The sequence below is a fragment of the Gordonia effusa NBRC 100432 genome (assembly GCF_000241305.1).
Classification (GTDB): Bacteria; Actinomycetota; Actinomycetes; order Mycobacteriales; family Mycobacteriaceae; genus Gordonia; species Gordonia effusa.
In genome coordinates, this window is the sequence record NZ_BAEH01000009.1 from 14,967 (window position 1) to 34,088 (window position 19,122).

Annotated in this window: 17 protein-coding genes; 8 read left to right on the forward strand and 9 right to left on the reverse strand. The window is 63.7% G+C overall.

The window, feature by feature from the left end:
* Positions 1-41: 41 nt before the first annotated feature.
* From GOEFS_RS00950 to GOEFS_RS00970, 5 genes are all read left to right on the forward strand, one after another.
* A complete protein-coding gene (locus GOEFS_RS00950) occupies positions 42-962 on the forward strand; it encodes an SDR family oxidoreductase (RefSeq protein ID WP_007315985.1) in 921 nt (306 codons plus the stop codon).
* Positions 959-1,897 (forward strand): patatin-like phospholipase family protein, encoded by a 939-nt coding sequence (locus tag GOEFS_RS00955; RefSeq protein WP_007315986.1) that lies wholly within the window; start codon positions 959-961, stop codon positions 1,895-1,897. Before GOEFS_RS00950 ends, GOEFS_RS00955 begins: the two co-directional genes overlap by 4 nt.
* On the forward strand, positions 1,894-3,408 hold the full coding sequence (locus tag GOEFS_RS00960) for a flavin-containing monooxygenase (protein ID WP_007315987.1): 1,515 nt from the start codon (positions 1,894-1,896) through the stop codon (positions 3,406-3,408). The genes GOEFS_RS00955 and GOEFS_RS00960 overlap by 4 nt, the downstream gene beginning before the upstream one ends.
* A gap of 66 nt (positions 3,409-3,474) precedes the next feature.
* A complete protein-coding gene (locus GOEFS_RS00965; RefSeq protein WP_138917829.1) occupies positions 3,475-3,825 on the forward strand; it encodes a hypothetical protein in 351 nt (116 codons plus the stop codon).
* 76 nt (positions 3,826-3,901) lie between these two features.
* On the forward strand, positions 3,902-4,582 hold the full coding sequence (locus tag GOEFS_RS00970; protein WP_040524190.1) for a DNA alkylation repair protein: 681 nt from the start codon (positions 3,902-3,904) through the stop codon (positions 4,580-4,582).
* A gap of 89 nt (positions 4,583-4,671) precedes the next feature.
* Here the strand turns inward: GOEFS_RS00970 and eccA are convergent, their stop codons facing one another.
* From eccA to GOEFS_RS01005, 7 genes are all read right to left on the reverse strand, one after another.
* Complete coding sequence (gene eccA / locus GOEFS_RS00975) at positions 4,672-6,390, reverse strand: type VII secretion AAA-ATPase EccA (protein ID WP_007315990.1); 1,719 nt, start codon at positions 6,388-6,390, stop codon at positions 4,672-4,674.
* A gap of 211 nt (positions 6,391-6,601) precedes the next feature.
* Positions 6,602-7,345: a DUF4191 domain-containing protein gene (locus GOEFS_RS00980; RefSeq protein WP_007315991.1), complete on the reverse strand. Its 744-nt coding sequence runs from the start codon at positions 7,343-7,345 to the stop codon at positions 6,602-6,604.
* Between the two features lie 63 nt (positions 7,346-7,408).
* Positions 7,409-8,389 (reverse strand): lipoyl synthase, encoded by a 981-nt coding sequence (lipA, locus tag GOEFS_RS00985; RefSeq protein ID WP_085949499.1) that lies wholly within the window; start codon positions 8,387-8,389, stop codon positions 7,409-7,411.
* Positions 8,390-8,481: 92 nt separating this feature from the next.
* On the reverse strand, positions 8,482-9,216 hold the full coding sequence (gene lipB, locus GOEFS_RS00990) for a lipoyl(octanoyl) transferase LipB (protein WP_007315993.1): 735 nt from the start codon (positions 9,214-9,216) through the stop codon (positions 8,482-8,484).
* The gene (locus GOEFS_RS00995; RefSeq protein WP_007315994.1) at positions 9,209-10,096 is read right to left on the reverse strand and encodes a TIGR01777 family oxidoreductase; all 888 of its coding nucleotides are present in this window, start codon (positions 10,094-10,096) and stop codon (positions 9,209-9,211) included. The genes lipB and GOEFS_RS00995 overlap by 8 nt, the downstream gene beginning before the upstream one ends.
* A 5-nt stretch (positions 10,097-10,101) precedes the next feature.
* On the reverse strand, positions 10,102-11,844 hold the full coding sequence (sucB, locus tag GOEFS_RS01000) for a 2-oxoglutarate dehydrogenase, E2 component, dihydrolipoamide succinyltransferase (protein WP_007315995.1): 1,743 nt from the start codon (positions 11,842-11,844) through the stop codon (positions 10,102-10,104).
* Positions 11,845-12,172: 328 nt separating this feature from the next.
* Positions 12,173-13,735, reverse strand: a complete 1,563-nt coding sequence (locus tag GOEFS_RS01005) for a leucyl aminopeptidase (protein WP_007315996.1) — start codon at positions 13,733-13,735, stop codon at positions 12,173-12,175.
* Between the two features lie 33 nt (positions 13,736-13,768).
* Here GOEFS_RS01005 and GOEFS_RS01010 point away from each other — a divergent pair, with 33 nt between their 5' ends.
* The 3 genes from GOEFS_RS01010 to GOEFS_RS01020 are packed head-to-tail and all read left to right on the forward strand — an operon-like array spanning position 13,769 to position 16,664.
* Complete coding sequence (locus GOEFS_RS01010; RefSeq protein WP_245549744.1) at positions 13,769-14,377, forward strand: CHAP domain-containing protein; 609 nt, start codon at positions 13,769-13,771, stop codon at positions 14,375-14,377.
* Between the two features lie 31 nt (positions 14,378-14,408).
* On the forward strand, positions 14,409-15,521 hold the full coding sequence (gcvT, locus tag GOEFS_RS01015; RefSeq protein WP_040524191.1) for a glycine cleavage system aminomethyltransferase GcvT: 1,113 nt from the start codon (positions 14,409-14,411) through the stop codon (positions 15,519-15,521).
* A gap of 42 nt (positions 15,522-15,563) precedes the next feature.
* A complete protein-coding gene (locus GOEFS_RS01020) occupies positions 15,564-16,664 on the forward strand; it encodes a branched-chain amino acid aminotransferase (protein ID WP_007315999.1) in 1,101 nt (366 codons plus the stop codon).
* 18 nt (positions 16,665-16,682) lie between these two features.
* On the opposite strand, the gene GOEFS_RS01025 is transcribed toward GOEFS_RS01020, so the two are convergent.
* Positions 16,683-17,432, reverse strand: coding sequence for an adenosylcobinamide-GDP ribazoletransferase (locus GOEFS_RS01025; RefSeq protein ID WP_007316000.1), 750 nt, complete (start codon positions 17,430-17,432; stop codon positions 16,683-16,685).
* Positions 17,422-19,119, reverse strand: a complete 1,698-nt coding sequence (gene cobT, locus GOEFS_RS01030) for a nicotinate-nucleotide--dimethylbenzimidazole phosphoribosyltransferase (RefSeq protein ID WP_007316001.1) — start codon at positions 19,117-19,119, stop codon at positions 17,422-17,424. Before cobT ends, GOEFS_RS01025 begins: the two co-directional genes overlap by 11 nt.
* Positions 19,120-19,122 lie beyond the last annotated feature (3 nt).

Here is a 19,122-nt window from a genome sequence, read left to right on the forward strand (position 1 = left end):
CTCAAAGTAGCGGCAAGGCCGCACGATCGGGAGGATATGCAATGGGGTTGTTCGGAAGGCGAGTGCCACGGATAGACGTGGCGAATGCGGTCGTCGTGATCACCGGAGGTGCCCGCGGCATCGGCGCCGCGACGGCGGCGGAGTTCGCGCGCCAGGGGGCAACGGTGTGGATCGGCGATGTCGACGGCGAGGTAGCTTCGACGACGGCTGCCGCGCTGCCCGGCGCATCGGCGGCACCGCTCGACGTCACGGACCCGCAGTCGTGGGCGACGTTCGTGGACAAGGTGATTGCCAACAATGGCCGCATCGACGTGCTCGTGAACAACGCGGGCGTAATGCCGGTCGGTCCGTTTGAGGCAGAGTCCACTTCGATTACCGAACTCATCCTCGATGTCAACGTCGCGGGAGTGCTCAACGGCATGCGCGCGGTGTTGCCGACAATGCTCGGCGCCAAGCGTGGACACATTGTCAATATCGCGTCGATGGCGGGAATGCTTCCGCTGCCGGGCATGGTCAGCTACAACGCGAGTAAGTATGCGGCACTGGGTGCTTCACTCGCCGCGCGCCTCGAGTATGGCGATGCCGGCGTCGCGGTATGCGCGATTCTGCCCGCCGCGGTACGCACTGAACTGTCGTCGGGTGCCGACCTCGGGGGCACCTTGCCAACTGTCGATCCGGAAGATGTAGCTCGCGCGGTCGTGAAAACCCTACGGACACAAGCCGCTCGGACTTCTGTGCCGGGCTGGGTCGCGCCGCTGTGGGCCTTGACCGATCTGTTCGTGCCCGAGTTCCTCGAGCGAATCGGTCGTCGATTCGCCAACGATCGACAGGCACTTGCTCTCGACGCCGCGGAGCGACGCGACTACCTGGAGCGGGTCGATCGACAGGCGGCCCAGCATGGCGAAGAAACGGCAAAGTCGGTGAAGGCGAAGGGGACTCGTCGAAAGGTGACAGCTAAGTGAGCAGGACCGCCCTGGCAATCGGCTGTGGTGGCACCATCGGAGGTGCATGGATCATCGCCGCGCTGCACGCCCTGGCCGAGCAAACCGATTGGGACCCAACCCAAGCCGACGTCTTGCAGGGGACCTCGGCGGGCGCCGAGATCGTCACCATGCTGGCCGGCGGCTACGGAGTTAACGACCTGGTCGAGATGCAAGCCGGGCGGTCCGCCGACCCGGTGCTCGCCGCACATCTGGCGGCGACCCCCTCGGGTGTTCCGCCAATTCCGCGACCCGGCCGGTTGCGTCCGTCGACACTATGGACGCGGCGAAGCGGCCACGAATCGCTGGTGGGTATCGCCCCTCGGGGACGAGGGGATGCGTCGTGGCTTGAACGGCTCGCGCACGCCGTTGTCCCCGAAGGTAATTCATGGCTGCCGCATGCCGGGGCTCGACTGGTCGCGTACCGAGTTGACGACGGAGCGCGAGTGGCCTTCGGGGCACCGGGTGCGCCCACAGTGTCCGCGGCCCAAGGGTTGCGCGCATCGTGGGCGATCCCGGCGTGGATGCCGCCGGTCGAGATCGACGGACACACGTATGTCGACGGCGGAGCGGCGTCGACGGCGTCGGTCGATCTGATCGGTCCCGATGAGGCCGATCTGGTCTATGTTGTCGCTCCGATGGCATCGGAGACGGGAGTGCGGGCCCCCGGCCCCGGTGGACTGATAGAGCGAGCGGCGCTGCGCAATCCGATGTCGAAAGTGCTGCGGCGAGAGGTCGCGCAGGTCCGGGCACGAGGGACGCGGGTCGTGGTGATCACGCCGTCGGCGCAAGACATGGCTGGTCTCGGCGCGAATTTCATGAAACGTGGACATCGCCAGCGCGCATTCGACGCCGCACTCACGAGTGTCGGCGAAACGGTCGCCAGAGCCCTTGCCGCACAGGAGGTTTCCCAGTGAGTCGACGTCGTGAGCCGCGGATCGTGGTGATCGGTGCAGGGGTGGCTGGAATCGCCACGGCCCATGCGTTGGAGCAGGCAGGATTCTCTGATTACCTGATCGTGGAGAAGGGCACCGACGTCGGCGGTGTCTGGTATTGGAATCACTATCCGGGTCTGACGTGTGATGTGCCGTCGCAGATCTATCAGTTTTCCTTTGCGCCCAAGGCGGATTGGAAGCGAATCTGGGCAACCGGGCCGGAGATTCAGCAGTATCACCGCGACGTGGTCGAAGAGCTCGGCATCGTCGATCGGATTCGATTCGGCACCGAGGTAGTCGCGTCGGTATTCAACGACGAGACGGGCGAATGGACGGTCACAACTCGACCGACCGGAGCGTCGGGCACCGAGTCGGAAGAGGAACTCACCGTCGATTTCGTCATCTGCGCGACCGGTGTACTCCATAACCCGGCTATCCCCGACATCCCCGGGCTCGGCGACTTCTCGGGGCCGGTCGTACACACTGCCCGATGGGATGACGATCTGGTCACCGACGGTCGGCGGGTCGCCGTGTTGGGAACGGGTTCGACTGGCGTGCAGGTGGTTTCGGCATTGCAGAAGCAAGCCTCATCGGTGACACATTTCGTGCGGGCACCACAGTGGGTGCTGTGGGCTCCGATGTGGTTGCCGCAGCTATCGGTGGTATCCAAACTGTTGGGCGCGAGCCGGAACGTGCAGGATCGGGTGTACCAGTTGCTCTTACGAGGTTCTGGAATACTCGCCGACGTCGTGCTCAAGCCGACGTGGCGGCGTCGGGCGGTGCAAGCTTACGCGCGAATATCGTTGCGGGGTCAGGTATTTGACGAGGAACTGCGCACCGAGCTAACACCGGACTACCAGCCGTTGTGCAAGCGGCAGGTGATCTCAGGGACCTACTATCGCGCGCTGCGCGCGCCGAATACCGAATTGGTGACCGCTGGCATCGAGAAGATCAACGAGACCGGGATCGTCACGGTCGACGGTCGCCAGCACGACGTCGACATCATCGTGTTGGCTACCGGATTTCGCGCACACGACTATATGCGGCCGATGCGAGTTGTCGGCCGTGACGGTCTGACGCTGGACGACGCGTGGGCCGGCGGGCCTAGGGCATACCGGATGACCGCGATTCCGGGCTTCCCCAACCTGTTCACCGTTCTCGGGCCGAATTCGCCGACCGGCTCGATCTCGCTGCAATTCTCCGCCGAGTTAACGGCCAAGTACATCGTGAAGTGGTTGGAGCGTTTCGCCGCGGGCAACCTCGACTCGGTCGAGGTGACCGAGGACGCGACCGCTCAGTTCAATTCCGAAGTGGCACAAGCGATGGGACCGACGGTCTGGAATACCGGATGCAACTCGTGGTACCTGACCGAGTCGGGATCGGTCGACCTGTGGCCGTTCGATCGGGCGACGATGCGCCGAATGCTGGGTACGCCGCAGGATGAGCATTTCGTGGTCACCCAATCACGACGAGTCGCGGGCGAGCAAGTGTGACGAATCCCGGCAAAATGCACATACCGTCTTGACGAATTAGGTGACCCTAAGGAACTATCGGTTGCCGTGAAGAGAATATGTGCGAGTTTGATCGTCGGCGGCGCTGCGGTAGTGGCAACGGCAGTGGCGCCGGGAATCGCGTCCGCAAAGGTGGCAGACGGTAGGTACAACCTCTGTATCGAGACGCGTTATGGCAGCTCGGTCGAGCAGAAATGCGCGGAGTACCGCGTGGCCGGAACTGATTTGATTGGCCCCAACGGCACCCCGCTGAAACTCGTGCACACTCCGACCGGCGGATACGCTGAAATACCGCCGGTCAGCCGTCTCACCCTGCTCAAGACCGCTAACGGCTACAAGGCGATCAATTCGGTGCTGGGTGTTCCGGTAGCGACGTCGAGTTTCCTGCCGGTCAGCTGAATCATCGCGGCGTCTGATCACGCGGGCTCTGCCCGTATGGTGATGAGATCAGCCGAATGACAGGGAGTTGGTCGTAGTGCCGGGGACAACCGATAGTGCGGTGGACGAACTGCTGGCCGAGCTCGCGAGCCTCGACGACCCCAAGGTTCGCGCCGTCAATGAGCGTCACGGCGACGATCATGGCGTTAACCTCACCAAGCTACGCGCGGTGGCGAAGCGGCTCAAAACCCAGCAGGATCTGGCCATCGCCCTGTGGGCGACGGGCGATAGCGCTGCACGTCTACTCTCACTATTGATCTGTCGCCCAAAGGCTTTCGAACAAGATCAGCTCGACACCATGTTGAGACATGCCGCGACTCCGAAGGTGCAGGACTGGCTGGTCAACTACGTGGTGAAGAAGAATCCGGCGGCTGAGAACCTGCGCGTGCTGTGGTTCTCCGACCCCGATCCGGTCGTCGCCAGTGCGGGTTGGGCACTTACGGTCGACCGAATCGCTAAGCAACCCGATGGCCTTGACCTGCCGGGACTACTGAACGTGATCGAGTCCGATATGAAGGACGCGCCGGAACGACTGCAGTGGGCGATGAATCACTGCCTCGCGCAGATAGGCATCGAGCACAGTGAGTATCGCGAGCGGGCCGTCACTATTGGGGAGCGACTGGAGGTGCTGAAGGATTACCCGACGGCGCCGAACTGTACGTCACCCTATGCGCCGACGTGGATCGCTGAAATGGTGCGGCGTCGAGATATGGTTTGATCGGCTGGGTTTGAAGTCGGGTTGCGGCGTCTCGATACACCGACGATCGCAGGGGTTTGTTGGCACTCAACGATCGGCGGGGGCGACGGCTACCGTGCGGTCATGCGCACCACGTTGTCTAATGCTGATTCGAGATCGGTCACTTCGATCCGCATCAGCACATCGTGGTCGAGTGTCGTCAGGTCGGCGCTGCCTCGGCTCAGTCGATACTCCCGTTCCTCTTCAGCCGCTTCCACGACGTTGCGGATGAAACGACCATTGCCGGCAAGGTCGATGGCGCGGCGTCGGCGCCCAGTTGAATCGACGACAGTCGACAGGCACAACTCTTCACAGCGCGCGGTGAGGGATTCGAGCGCGGCCGGCGTCAATACTGAATCATTTTCGCGCGCAATCACTTCACCAATACGAGCAAGCTCGGTAGGAGAGTAGGAGTCGAATCGGATTCGTCGAGAGAATCGCGACGCTAGGCCATCGTTCGATGCTAGGAAGCGGTCGATCTCAGCGTCGTATCCGGCGATGATGACCACCAGCCGATCACGGTCGTTCTCCATCCGCGCCAGCAGCGTATCCACTGCCTCGCGGCCGAACGCGTCACCGCCGGAAAGACCCGCTTGAACTAATGTGTATGCCTCGTCGATGAATAAGACGCCATCGAGTGCCCGGTCGATGAGTGTGCCGGTCTTCATTGCCGTCGACCCCAGATGCTCGCCGACGAAGTCGCGTCGACTGGCTTCGATCACCGTGTCGGTGTTCAAAATGCCCAGCCCGCAATAGATCTTGGCGATGATACGTGCAATGGTGGTCTTTCCGGTCCCGGGTGGACCGGTGAAGACTAAATGTTGACCTCGTAATGCGCTCGACAATCCCTTCTCTGCACGGACTTTCGCTAGTGTCGCCGACGACTTGAGCTTGTCGACCTTCGTCTTGACCGTCTCAAGACCGATCTGCGCATCAAGTTCTCGCTGGGCCTGTTCGACCAGGTCGGTGTTGATCTGTTGATCGGCGGTGGAGTTGGGGACCGACTGCGGATTCCACCGATCAGTGCGGGATTCGATCGCCTCCTTAGAAGTGATGACGAGCCTGAAACTGCTGTCTGCCAACGCTTTCACGTTGTCGGCGAAATGTGGCTCGCGTGCGTACAGCTCCTCGAAGATGGCGCGCGCCTGCGCCTCTTTGTCCAACTCTCGAAGGCACATCCCCCGGGTGAACATCGCTCCGGATGCTGCGGTCGGGATGGGACCTGACTCGGCTAGTTCGAGTCGCTTGAGCGCTTCGCTGAACAAACCGAGCTGGGCACATGCTGTCCCGACCATTACATGCGCCGCAACACGCATGTATTCATCGGACCACTGCGACGAATTGGTAAGAGCGGTAAGAACATCCGGCCAACGTTGAGTCCGGAAATTCAGCAGTGCCCGACTGAATTCGACGATGGGTGTCAGCTCGGCGGTATCGACGGATTCGAGGGTGTCGTCGGCGCCGTCGTAGTCCCCGTCGGCGATCATCGCGCATGCGTACGCCGCGGCAGCCTCGACATGATCAGAGACCGGATAGTCGACGTAGAGCCCAGTTGCGAACCGGCCGAACAGAGTTCGGGGCGCCAGGCCCAATCGGCGTTGTTCGTGGGAGATATTCTGCCGGTACTTGTAGAGATTGAAATAGCACTCGGCACTGGTATCGCCCGCGGCGATACGCCCTAGCCACGCATCCGCCATCTCTGGCGCCAATTCGGTCGCGCGCATGAATGCCCGTGCCGCGTAGTCGTCGTCGGCACTCTGAAGATGTGCCGAAATCGCGACGTCGAACATAGCGCGGGCTCGCATCATGCGCGCGCCGGCCGTTTGCTGAATTGCTGTCACCGATGTCTCCCCCCAAGGCAGTGGCGTCAGGGTACCCCCAGTGAGCCGGTCGATATCACCGTTTCAGGTAGACGACCGTGGCGAAAATATGCCCCGTGGCGCGAGCAGACGCCATATGCGCGTCTGCCCCAGCCTCGGGGCATATTTCAGCTGGTATCTGCTACTTACGCCGTGCCGCTCGCTGCACATTGCGGACTTTGGCGCCCTGCGGCATCGGTCCTTTTGGCATGCCGGGGCCAGGCTGACGGCCGGTGAGTGCCGCGAGTCGCCCTTCCAGCGCGTCGATGCGTTTGCGGTCGATGTTGGTGGGCAGCTTGTTCAGGTGCCGCTCAAGCTTGCGCAGCGGGACCTGACCGTCCTCGTTCCCGACGACGACGAGATAGATCGGGGTGTCGCCGACGACCCGCGCGGCCTTCTTCTTCTCCTGATCGAGCAGCCCCTTCACCCGCGTCGGCGCACCTTCGCCAACCAGAATCACACCGGGTTTGCCGATGACGCGATGCACAGCGTCGAGGTGGGTGGTTCCGGCCACCGCTTGTTTCACGCGCCACTGGCCGCGCATATTGTCCAGCGCCCAGCCGGCCGCGCCCTTCTGCCCCTCAGCCTTGGTGAAGACCGAACGCTGCACCCGGCGGCCGAACAGAATGAACGCCGCCAGCAGGCCGAGAAGCACTCCGATCGGAGTGAGGAACAGAACCTGGTCGAAGGCGAAACCCAGGCCGACGAAGATGGCCACGACGAGGACGAATACGCCGAGCATGTAGGGGATAAGACGCTTATCCTCTTTGCGCTGCATTTGGAACGCCTGCCACAACTGCGACCGTCGCTCGCGCGATGCCTGCTTGCGGGTGGCTTTTGCCGCGGCTTTCGCCTCTTTGCTCGTGTTGGACTGCGCCTTTGCCATGATGTTCAGTCTACGTCGGAGCAGATTGAGCTCGGCGCGGTGGATAGGCGACGCGGGCGGCGGCTATCCCAGACGTGCCAGCAGGCTCGAGGCCTCCTGGTTCGCCGAACTCTCCTGTGCCAGGTGAGCCATCGCTGCGGGCAGCTCGCGACCGTGCTTCGCCATCGCCTGCGCGTACAGGCGACCCGCTCGATACGACGAGCGGACCAGCGGTCCGGCCATCACACCGGCGAAGCCCAGTTCGTCGGCGAATTCGGAGTGGTCGACGAACTCCTCGGGTTTCACCCAGCGCTCCACCGGATGGTGCCGGGGCGACGGGCGCAGGTACTGCGTGATGGTGACGATGTCGCAGCCCGCCTCGTAAAGGTCCACCAACGCTTCCCGGACTTCGTCGACAGTCTCGCCCATCCCCAGGATCAGATTCGACTTGGTGACCAGACCGAACTCACGCGCCTGGGTGATGACATCGAGCGACCGTTCGTAGCGAAATGCCGGACGAATCCGTTTGAAAATCCGGGGCACCGTTTCGAGATTGTGGGCCAGCACTTCGGGCCGTGCGCCGAACACCTCGGCGAGCAGATCAGGGTTGGCGTGGAAATCAGGGATCAGGTTCTCCACGCCGGTGCCGGGATTGAGTTCGTGGATCTTGCGCACAGTTTCCGCGTACAGCCACGCGCCCTCGTCGGGCAGATCGTCGCGCGCGACGCCGGTGATCGTCGAATAGCGCAAACCCATCGCCTGCACGCTCTCGGCGACGCGCCGCGGCTCGTCACGATCGAGGGGTTCGGGCTTGCCGGTGTCGATCTGGCAGAAGTCGCAACGTCGAGTGCATTGACTGCCGCCGATGAGGAAGGTCGCCTCCCGGTCCTCCCAGCATTCGTAGATGTTGGGGCAGCCAGCTTCCTCGCAAACCGTATGCAGCCCTTCACGTTTCACGAGGCCCTTGAGTTCGCTGTACTCGGGGCCCATCGTGGCGCGGGTCTTGATCCACTTGGGTTTGCGCTCGATGGGGGTCTGCGCGTTGCGTACTTCCAGGCGCAGCAGTTTTCGGCCGCTGGGAACCGATTCGGCAGCCGATGCCGATCCGCACGACGAAGTGGAAGACGAAGAGGAATCAGAAGGATTAGGCGCGCACGTCACTGAACAGATCCTACGCTCGTGGGTTGCTGGGCTGATTGCGCCGAAGCGGTGACCGGCACTCGACGCGGGGCATCGAGCGCGAGCGTGACCTGGTCAGCGACCGTGCTGTAGAGGTCGGCGACGGCGATCGTGCGACCGGTCTCTCGAGTAAGCGATGTCACCCCGGCGTCGGCGATGCCGCAGGGGACGATGGCATCGAAGGCACTCATATCGGGGTCGATGTTGAGCGCGAAGCCATGCAGCGTGACACCACGTGCCACGCGGATTCCGATCTGACCGAGTTTGCGTTGCCCGGCGGCGTCGGAGATCCACACGCCCGACCGCCCCTCGATCCGGCCGGTCTCTACTCCGACGCCGGCACACACCGTGATCAGGGCGTCTTCGAGTCGCCGGACGTAATCGACGACGTCGAGCGGCTCGGACAATTTCACGATGGGATAGCCGACCAACTGACCGGGACCGTGCCAAGTGATACGTCCACCGCGGTCGACGTCGATCACCTCGGCGCCATTGGTCGGCAGGTCCGTGTCCTCGGTGCGTTTGCCCGCGGTGTAGGTCGACGGATGCTCGAGGAGCAGCAGAACGTCGTGATCGAGAGTGCCCTGCGCGCGTGCGCCGGCCAGCCGGTGCTGGAGTTCGTACGTCTCGCGATACTCGACCGTGCCCAGCCAGCGCGTCTCGATCGCCGACGCGCTTGCGCGTGCGCCCGATACGCGAGTCGGCTCAGCCATGCGCATAGTCCAATGCCTGGTCGAGGGTGGGATGGTCGAAGACGAAACCGTGATCGGTAAGCACAGCGGGTATAACGCGTTGGGAGTACAGAATCATTTCCCGGGCCATTTCACCTGCGACTGCAGTGGCCGCGACACCCGGGATCCGCAGAAATGCCGGGCGGTGCAACGACTGCGCGAAGGTCCGGGTGAACTCGTTGAACCGAACCGGGTCGGGTGCGGTCAGATTGACCGGGCCGGCGATGTCGTTGGTGAGCAAATATTCGATTGCCCGCACTTCGTCGACCAGGGAAATCCACGAAAAGTACTGGCGCCCATCGCCTATCGGCGCACCTAAGCCCAACTTGAACGGCACGCGCAGTTTGCCGAGAATCCCGCCCCTCGGGGATAACACCGGCGCCGTGCGTAGCAACGTGACACGCGTGTCGTATCCCTCAGTCGCCGCCGTAGCCGATGCTTCCCAGTCGGTGACCAGATCGGCGAGGAAGCCATCACCGGCGGCGCTCTTCTCGGTCGCGATGTGGTCGCCGGTATTCCCATAAAAGCCGGTCGCGCTGGCGTTGATCAGGATCGGTACGCCCGCCATCGCGGTTGCCTCGGCGAGGACCTCGGTCGGTGTGATTCGAGAATCGCGCAGTTCCTGTTTGAATCGGCCGGTCCACCGCCATCCGCTGACCGAGACGCCACCCAGGTTGACGACCGCGTCGGCCCCTGCGAGCGAATCCGGTGGGACCCCGAAAGATTCTGGGTCCCAACCGAATTCGTCGTCGTGATAAGGCTCGTGACGCACCAGTCGGGCCACCGAGTGACCATGTGCGCGAAGTGAGTCCACCAGGGCCGAACCGATCAGCCCCGAGGAACCCGCTACGACGATTCGCACCGTGACTACAGCCCGAGATCGGCAGCGAATTCTGCTGCTTCCAAACGCTTTTTGACGGTCGTCAAGAAGCGTCCGGCGTCGGCACCGTCGACGAGACGGTGATCGTAGGTGAGCGGTAGGTACGACATCGACCGCACCGCGATCGACTCGGTGCCGTCGCCATCGGTGATGACTACCGGTCGCTTCACGATGGCGCCGGTGCCGATCATGGCTGCCTGCGGCGGAACCAGGATGGGAGTATCGAACAGTGCGCCCTGGCTGCCGATATTGGTGATGGTGAACGTGCCGCCGGAGATCTCGTTCGGCTTGAGTCCGTTGGTCCGGGCGCGGTTGGCGATATCGGCGATGGCGCGGGCCAAGCCGGCGATCGATAGGTCGTCGGCGTTGTGGATCACCGGGGACAGCAGTCCCTGTTCGGTGTCGACGGCGATACCAAGGTTCACCGAGCCGTGATAGGTGATCTCCTTGGCGGCCTCGTCGATGCTGGCGTTGATATTCGGGTGAACCTTCAACGCCTCGATGACGGCCTTGGCGATGAACGGCAGGTAGGTGAGATTGACACCCTCGTTGGCCTTGAACGATGCCTTGGCCGCGGCACGCAATGCCACGATCTTGGTCAGATCCACTTCGAAGACCTGCGTGAGCTGAGCGCTGGTCTGCAACGATTCGCGAGTCTTGGCCGCGGTGATTTGCCGAATCCGGTTGATCTTCTGCGTGGTACCGCGCAGCGCCGCGAGTTCGGGCTTGATCTCCGGGCTGGCGGTCGGGGCGGTAGGAGCGGCAGCCGGTGTCGCGGTGGGCGCGGCAGCCGGAGCGGTACTCGGCGCCGCGGCGGCCAGCACGTCTTGCTTGCGGATACGACCGCCGACGCCGGTGCCTTTGACGCTGTTCAGGTCGACGTTGTTCTCGGCCGCGAGTTTGCGGACCAGCGGAGTCACATACGGGGTGGACTCCAGCGACTCGGTCGGTGCAGAGGCGGTGGCGGGAGCAGGCTTGGACGCGGGTTCAGGTTTCGGCTCGGGAGCGGGCGCGGCCTTGGGTTCGGCCTCGGGTTCGGGTTCGGGCGCCGGCTCAGGCTCGGGAGTTGGCTCGGGTTCCGGCGACGGTGCCGCCGGTGCCGCATCAGGAGCTCCGATGACGGCGAGCTTGCCACCAACTTCAACGACATCGTCGGTATTCGCGGTGATCTCCAGCAGTACGCCTTCGGCGGGCGACGGGATTTCTGTGTCGACCTTGTCGGTCGAGACTTCGAGTAGTGGTTCGTCGACCGCGACATTGTCGCCCACATTCTTGAGCCAGTTGGTTACCGTTCCTTCGGTAACAGACTCGCCGAGCGCGGGCATTACGACGTCGGTGCCGGTCGCACCGCCAGCAGAGGGCGCCGAGGAGTTCTCGGGCTTCGGAGCCGCTGCTGGCTCGGGCGAACTGGCAGGTTCGGGCGCAGCCTCAGGCTCTGGCGCGGCTTCTGGCTGGGCCGGTTCGTCGGAGGACTCATCGGAACCGGACTCGCCAGCATCGCCGATGACGGCGAGTTCCCCGCCCACCTCGACGACATCGTCTTCTTTGGCGACGATCTTGGTCAGCACTCCCGCTGCCGGGGAAGGGATTTCGGTGTCGACCTTGTCGGTCGAGACTTCGAGCAAGGGCTCGTCGACGTCAACTGTGTCCCCCTCCTCCTTTAGCCACCGGGTAACGGTTCCTTCGGTGACACTTTCACCCAGTGCAGGCATCTGGACGGAGAAGGCCATTTCTGTTGACTCCTCAAACTCGGGTCTGAACATGCTCGGTTGTGTACGCCTTGGCAACTGATGGCGCCAAGACGCCGTGACGTGTGATGGATGAATCACGTGTCCTCGATAAACCCTACAGCCCATCGAAGACGTCGACCCGGCGTGTACCACTAATGCCGATGCTACTGGGAAGTAGGGTCGTTGGCAGGACATCGTTCACGCGTCGCATTGACGGACGGTCCCCCCGAGTCGGATGGATGCGATAGGGGCATCTGGTCGGCTCAGGGGGACCGTTTGGTGCTGTCAATGGTCGGGAGATGCTGGGCGAGTGTGGCTTTCGGTCCAGCTATCCGTTGGCGGCGATGTCTTCGAGGACGCGTATCAGCGTCCGAACCGGCACACCCGTTCCGCCTTTTGGCGTGTAGCCCCACGGCCCGCCGGTGTTGAAGGCCGGGCCGGCGATATCGACATGTGCCCACTGAACCGACTCCGGGACGAACTCCCGCAGGAAGATCGCCGCCGACAACATGCCGCCCCAGCGGTGATTGGTTACATTCGCCAGATCGGCGACGCGTGATTTGAGGTCATCACGCAATTCGTCGGGTAACGGCATGGCCCAGGCGTTCTCGCCGACCTCGGCTGACAAACGGGCGATTCGGTCCCGGAAGTCGTCGGTGCCCATCACACCGGGCGTACGGGTGCCAAGTGCCACCATTTGTGCGCCGGTAAGGGTGGCGGTATCGATGATGTAGTCCGGATCATCTTGTGCCGCACGGACTATCGCGTCGGCCAAGATGAGACGACCCTCGGCGTCGGTATTGAGCACCTCGACGGTGATGCCGCCGAACTGAGTAAGTACGTCGCCGGGACGTTGCGCGGTTGCCGACGGCATATTCTCCGCCATCGGCACGGTTGCGGTGACGTTGACGTTGAGGTCGAGCCGCGCGGCGAGGATCGTCGTCGCGATCACCGCCGCGGCGCCACCCATATCCGAGGTCATGTGGTCCATGCCGGCAGCCGGCTTGATGGAGATGCCGCCGGTGTCGAAGGTGATGCCCTTACCGACCAAGCCGACCGATTTGGTGTCCTTCTTGCCGCCGTGGGTCAATCGGACCAGCCGTGGCAGTCGTGACGATCCCTTGCCGACCCCGACGATACCGCCGTATCCCTCGCGTTCCAGGGTGGTGTCGTCGAGGATTTCGACCGTCAGTCCGGCTTTGCGAGCAAGCTCGGCCGCGGCATCGGCGAACGCTTCCGGGAATAGGTGGCTCGGCGGGGTATTAACGAAATCGCGAGCGAGCGCGACCGAGTCGGCCACGGTAATGGCATGTGTCAGTTCGGCTTTCGCTTCCTTGCTCTTTTGTTCCACAAGCAAGGTGATGCGCTGCGGCGGATTCTTGGTCGGTGCGGTCTTATCCGAGCGGAAACTTGTGAACCGGTAGCTGCCCAAAAACAGGCCCTCGGCGATCGCCGACAGGTCGGTCGCGGCGAGCGTGGTGATCACCGAGCCATAACCGTCGAGCTCACGCGCGACGATGCCAGCGGCCTGCCGCAGTTTGTCAGCATCGTCGAGATCGTCAGCGCGGCCGAGTCCCACCGCGATGACGACCGGCACGGGGACCGAGGTCGGCGCGGGAAGGCGGGTGATTTCACCATGCGAGCCCGTGGCGCGGACAGCGGTAACCGCATCGGAGATGGCACTCGCGGCCTCGTCGTCGAGGATGCCGTCACCGATGACGAGCGTTGGCTCGGTCGACGCGGCGTCATCGGACTTGCCGGTCGCCGAGTCTTTCGCTGGTGCGTCGGCTTGGACGAGGCCGATCACCAGGGCGTCATCGCGGCCGAACGTGGTGGACAGGTCGAATTCTGGACCGCGCGCGCGGTCGACTGTCTGACTGATGGTCACCATGACAACTGTGCCACAGTTGGTAGCTTGGGTTCGGTGAGCACACGTCGTAGACGCTTCGCGTGGCAGGGGGCCGTCCTGGTGGTGATCCTGGTCGTCGGGCTGGGGATCATCGGGTGGCGGGCAGTTGGTCGCAATACCGGCTTGGCCGACCGAGCGCTGGCCGGGCTGGGCATAGAGGAGTCGTTTCCCGATGTCGATCTGACCGGATTGTCGTCGGTGCGTAAGAACATCGTCGAGGTGACTCGACACGAATACGAACACAAACAGTCCGGCGAGTATTACGCCGAAGGGAATACCGAAGCATGGTGCGCGGATTTCGTCAGCTGGACAATGCGCAAAGCCGGTGCGCCGCTCAATAATCCGAACTCGGGGTCATGGCGCATTCCCGGCGTGGCGACACTCACCGAGTACTACGAATCGGTTGGACGGTTCCGCGGGCCGTCGTATCGGCCGCGCACCGGCGATGTCGTTTTATACGAGGCGCCGAACCGGTTCCGGCAACACACCAACATCGTGTTGCGAGTCGACGGCAGCACGGTTACCACTGTCGGCGGCAACGAGCCACCGTCGAGTATCAGCATCAACACCTTCGATATGACGACAGTCGACGGGATTGTCGGTTACGGAGTGGCGGGGCAGTAGGGGAAAATCGCGCACCGATATCCTGATCGGCATGACTGACGTATTGCTCGATGGTCCGATTGCCGCGCGGCACGCCGAATTGGGCGCCACCTTCGCCGAATTCGGCGGATGGAATATGCCGGTGTCGTACTCGGGGACCGTCGCCGAACATAAAGCGGTACGCGAATCCGTCGGCATCTTCGACGTCAGTCATCTCGGCAAGGCGCTCGTGAAAGGGCCGGGCGCGGCGGCGCTCATCAACTCGACGCTGAGCAACGACTTAGGCAAGATCACGCCGGGCAAGGCGCAGTACACGTTGTGCTGCAACGATTCCGGTGGCGTCGTCGACGATCTGATCACCTATCTGGTCGCCGATGACGAAGTCTTCCTCGTGCCCAATGCGGCGAATACCGCGAATGTGGTTGCGGCACTGGCCGCCGCCGCTCCCGCCGACGTCGAGGTGACCGATCTGCACCGCGACTACGGTGTGCTCGCCGTGCAGGGGCCGAATGCGGTGGACGTGCTCGCTGCGGTTGGCTTGCCGACCGAGATGGAGTACATGGCGTTCGCCGACGCAGAGTTGACCGTTGGCGATGCGCTGTACCCGGTTCGGGTCTGTCGTACCGGATATACCGGCGAAAAGGGTTACGAAATCCTGCCTCGGTGGGCCGATACGGCAGCGGTATTCGATGCTCTCCTCGCCGAAGTCATTGCGGCGGGCGGACTTCCGGCCGGCCTGGGCGCTCGGGACACGCTCCGGACCGAAATGGGGTACGCCCTGCACGGACACGAGTTGAGTCCGGAGATCTCGCCGGTTCAGGCGCGTAGTTCGTGGGCCGTCGGGTGGGATAAGCCTGCCTTCTTCGGCCGCGACGCGCTCCTCGCGGAGAAGGAGGCCGGCCCCGCGCGACGCCTCTATGGATTGCGGGCGCTGGGGCGCGGGGTACCGCGAGCGGAGTTGTCGGTTCTGGCCGAAGCGGGCGGCGAGCGGATCGGTGTCACGACGTCGGGTACCTTTTCGCCCACATTGGCCGCCGGCATCGCATTGGCACTGATCGATACGACGTCGGGTATTCGCAAAGGCGATCAGGTCGTCATCGATGTGCGCGGACGAGCACTTGAATGCGAGGTCGTGCTGCCTCCATTCGTAGATTCGCACGTCTAGTGCAGTGCTAAACCATTTGTGGCCCGGCGGTACCATGAGCCTATGACCTTGCAGTTCAGTCGCACCGAGCATCCACACCCGGTGTCGGAGTCGCGTCGTGCCGAGATTTTGAGCGCGCCCGGTTTCGGCAAGTACTTCACCGACAATATGGTGATCGTCGACTTCGACCGCGAACGCGGTTGGCATAACGCGCAAGTAAAGCCCTACGGACCGATCGCGCTTGATCCGTCCGCGATGGTGCTGCATTACGGTCAGGAAGTCTTCGAGGGGCTCAAGGCATACCGCCAGCCCGACGGAACGATTGCCGCCTTCCGACCCGAGGCCAACGGTGCTCGTCTGCAGCGGTCCGCCGGTCGGTTGGCGATGCCGCCGCTGCCGGTTGACGACTTCATCGCGTCGCTGCGCGAACTACTCGCGGCCGATAACGCCTGGGTGCCTGAAGCGGGCGGGGAGGCCGCGCTCTATCTACGACCGTTCATGTTCGCCTCGCAAGCCGGTCTCGGTGTCAACGCGCCGTCGAACGAATATCGGTACTCCGTCATCGCGTCGCCGGCGGGGCCTTACTTCTCCGGCGGTCTCACCCCGGTCAGCGTGTGGCTGTCGACCGAGTTCGTCCGTGCCGCGCCCGGCGGAACCGGTGCGGCGAAATGCGGCGGCAACTACGCCGCGGCCTTCCTCGCGCAGGCGCAGGCCACCGAACAGGGCTGTGACCAGGTTGTGTGGCTCGACGCCGTCGAACGCCGTTACATCGAAGAGATGGGCGGCATGAACCTGTTTTTCGTGTTCGGGTCAGGCGCCGACGCCAGGCTGGTCACGCCGGAACTGAGCGGTTCGCTTTTGCCGGGCATCACGCGAGATTCGTTGTTGCAGTTGGCAACCGACGCGGGATTCGGGGTGGAGGAACGTCGCATCACCATCGAAGAATTGCGCAAGGGTGTCGCCGACGGTGCGATTACCGAAGTCTTTGCCTGTGGCACCGCCGCGGTGATCACCCCCGTCGGACGGGTCAAGGGCGAGGGTGAGGATTACACCATCGGCGATGGCACCACCGGTGAAGTGACCCAGGCGTTGCGAGATACGTTGACCGGAATCCAGCGGGGTACGTTCGCGGATACGCACGGCTGGATGACGCGGCTTTTCTAGGGTGAGGCTGCGGCTCGTCTAGCCGCACACGAAGATCACCAGCGTTAGCGCGAGTGTCAGTTCGATGCTGGCGCCGAGGACGTCGCCGTTGATTCCGCCCATCCGGCGCGCGCAGTGCGCGCTGAAGGCCCAGACGGTCAGTGCCACAACGGGTACGGCGACCAGACCGATCACGCCCAACGGGTAGGCGGCGACCAGCGCGAGTGCCACCCACACGACGATCGCACTGCGCTGAGTTCCGGCGACCAATGCGCCGAACCCGTCGGGCGAACTCGGCGACAGTGTCCAGCGGCAGGCGACGACAGCGGCCACCCGGCTCAACCCGACAGTGAAAACTATTGCGTACCAATGACCTTCGTCGGCGAGTGCGCCGAGGCAGACGGCCTGGAGCCCGAGTATCAGCGTCAGTGTCGCGATTGCGAACGGGCCAGCGGATCCGCCGCGCATCACCTCGCGCACCCGATCCGGCGGCCCGTAGCACCCGAGCCCGTCGGCGGTGTCTGCCAGCCCGTCTACGTGCATGCCACGAGTCGCGGCAGCCAGGAATGCGACGATCAGCAGCCCGATGAGCAACGGCGGCGCAGACGTGTGGGCCAGTCCGAAACCCGCACCTGCGACCGCGGCGCCCAGCGCGGTACCGACGACCGGGACAGCGCCGATAATCGCCCCGCCGATGCGACGGTCGGGTGCTTCGCGCGGCGACGGCGCGGGGAGCACCGTCAGCCAGGAGAACGCGGTCAGCGTCGCGCGCAGCGGATTAGCCGCCACTGACACCGGCTTCGTCGAAGGTTGCCATCGACGTGAGCAGGTCGATCGATGCCGCGACCACGGGTAATACCGTCAATGCGCCGCTGCCTTCGCCGAGGCGCATGGACAGGTCTACGACCGGAGTTAAATCAAGACGGTCGAGGGCGAACGCATGCGCCGGTTCGGTCGATCTATGACCGGCGAGCCACCAATCCACCGCGCCCGGAGCGAGCAGGTTCGCCACCAGCGCGGCGGCTGTTACCACCACGCCATCGAGGATGACCGGCGTGCGCCGCACCGCGGCCTGGGCGAGAAAGCCGGCCATCGCGGTGAGGTCGGCACCGGCGACCGTGGCCAGTAGCGACAGCGGGTCGCTGAAATGCGGCCGAGCCCGCCACATGCCGTCGCGAATCGCCGCGGTCTTGCGGTTCCACGCGGCGTCGTCCACGCCGGTGCCTCGACCAACCACGACCACCGGTTCCTGTCCGGTGATGGTGCCGATCAAAACCGCTGCAGGAGTGGTGTTTCCGATGCCCATGTCGCCGGCGATCAGGAGATCGGCACCGGCGTCGACCAACTCGTCGACTATCTGCTTGCCGGCGGCCAGGGCCGCCCGTGCCTCCGCGAGACTCAGCGAGTCTTCGATGGCGAGGTTGCCGCTGCCACGCCGCACCTTGAAACGCGATACCTCGGGAGAGGTATCGGCATCGACGGACAAGTCGAAGACGCAGACACTGGCTCCGCTGCGAGCGGCCAAAACGTTGACCGCCGCGCCGCCGCCAGCGATATTGGCGACCATCTGCGCGGTGACTTCGGGTGGATACGCGGAGACGCCGGTCTGCGCGACCCCGTGATCACCCGCGAAGACAACGACACGCGGCTGCGAAAACTGTTGGGGCGGAGAGGTTCCCTGGCATGCGGCAATCCAGTTGCCAAGATCCTCCAGGCGCCCGAGTGAGCCGGCCGGCTTGGTCAGGGTCAGTTGTCGCGCACGTGCTTGATCGAGGATCGTAGCGTCGGGGGCGACGATCTTCGTGAAGATCTCGGCATCAGTCGGGTCTGGAATCCCGGTGCCGGATACCGCCGGTGGTGCCGCGGCGGGGGGTGGCACAGGTATCGGCATCGGCTTGGCGGGCTGTGGTACGGCTCTTGCCGATGTCGAATCCGATTGTGCGGCAGCAGAATCGGAAGACTGGGGGAGGGGGAGTATTCGACCGGCGACGACCAGCTCGACGCGGTCGCAGACGCGCGCGACGGCGGCGTTCAGCGCGCCTAACTCATCTTGGAAGCGTCGGCCCGCCGGTGTCGGCGGGACTACCGAGAGGCCTACTTCGGGGCTGATGATCACCAGGTCGCCAGTGAAAGCGGCAATGGCAGAACATAATTGGTCGTATATCCCGGACAGGTCGACGTCGCCGGTCCAAGCGTCCCGAGAATCGAGTTGGGCGGCAAGCCAATTGCCAAGATCATCGACCAGCGTAGGCGCTGCCGGGTGGTCCTCGAGCTGACCGACAAGATCGGTCGACTCCACCGTCACATACCGATCGGAACGTCGGGCGCGATGCGCGTCGACACGGGCCTGCCAATCGGCGTCGGTCGACAGGGCCGGTCCCGTTGCGAGATAACGGATTTGCGATGACTTGCTCAGCAGCGACTCGCCATGCGCGGACTTACCCGAACGCACGCCGCCAAGGATCAGTGCGCGCATCTC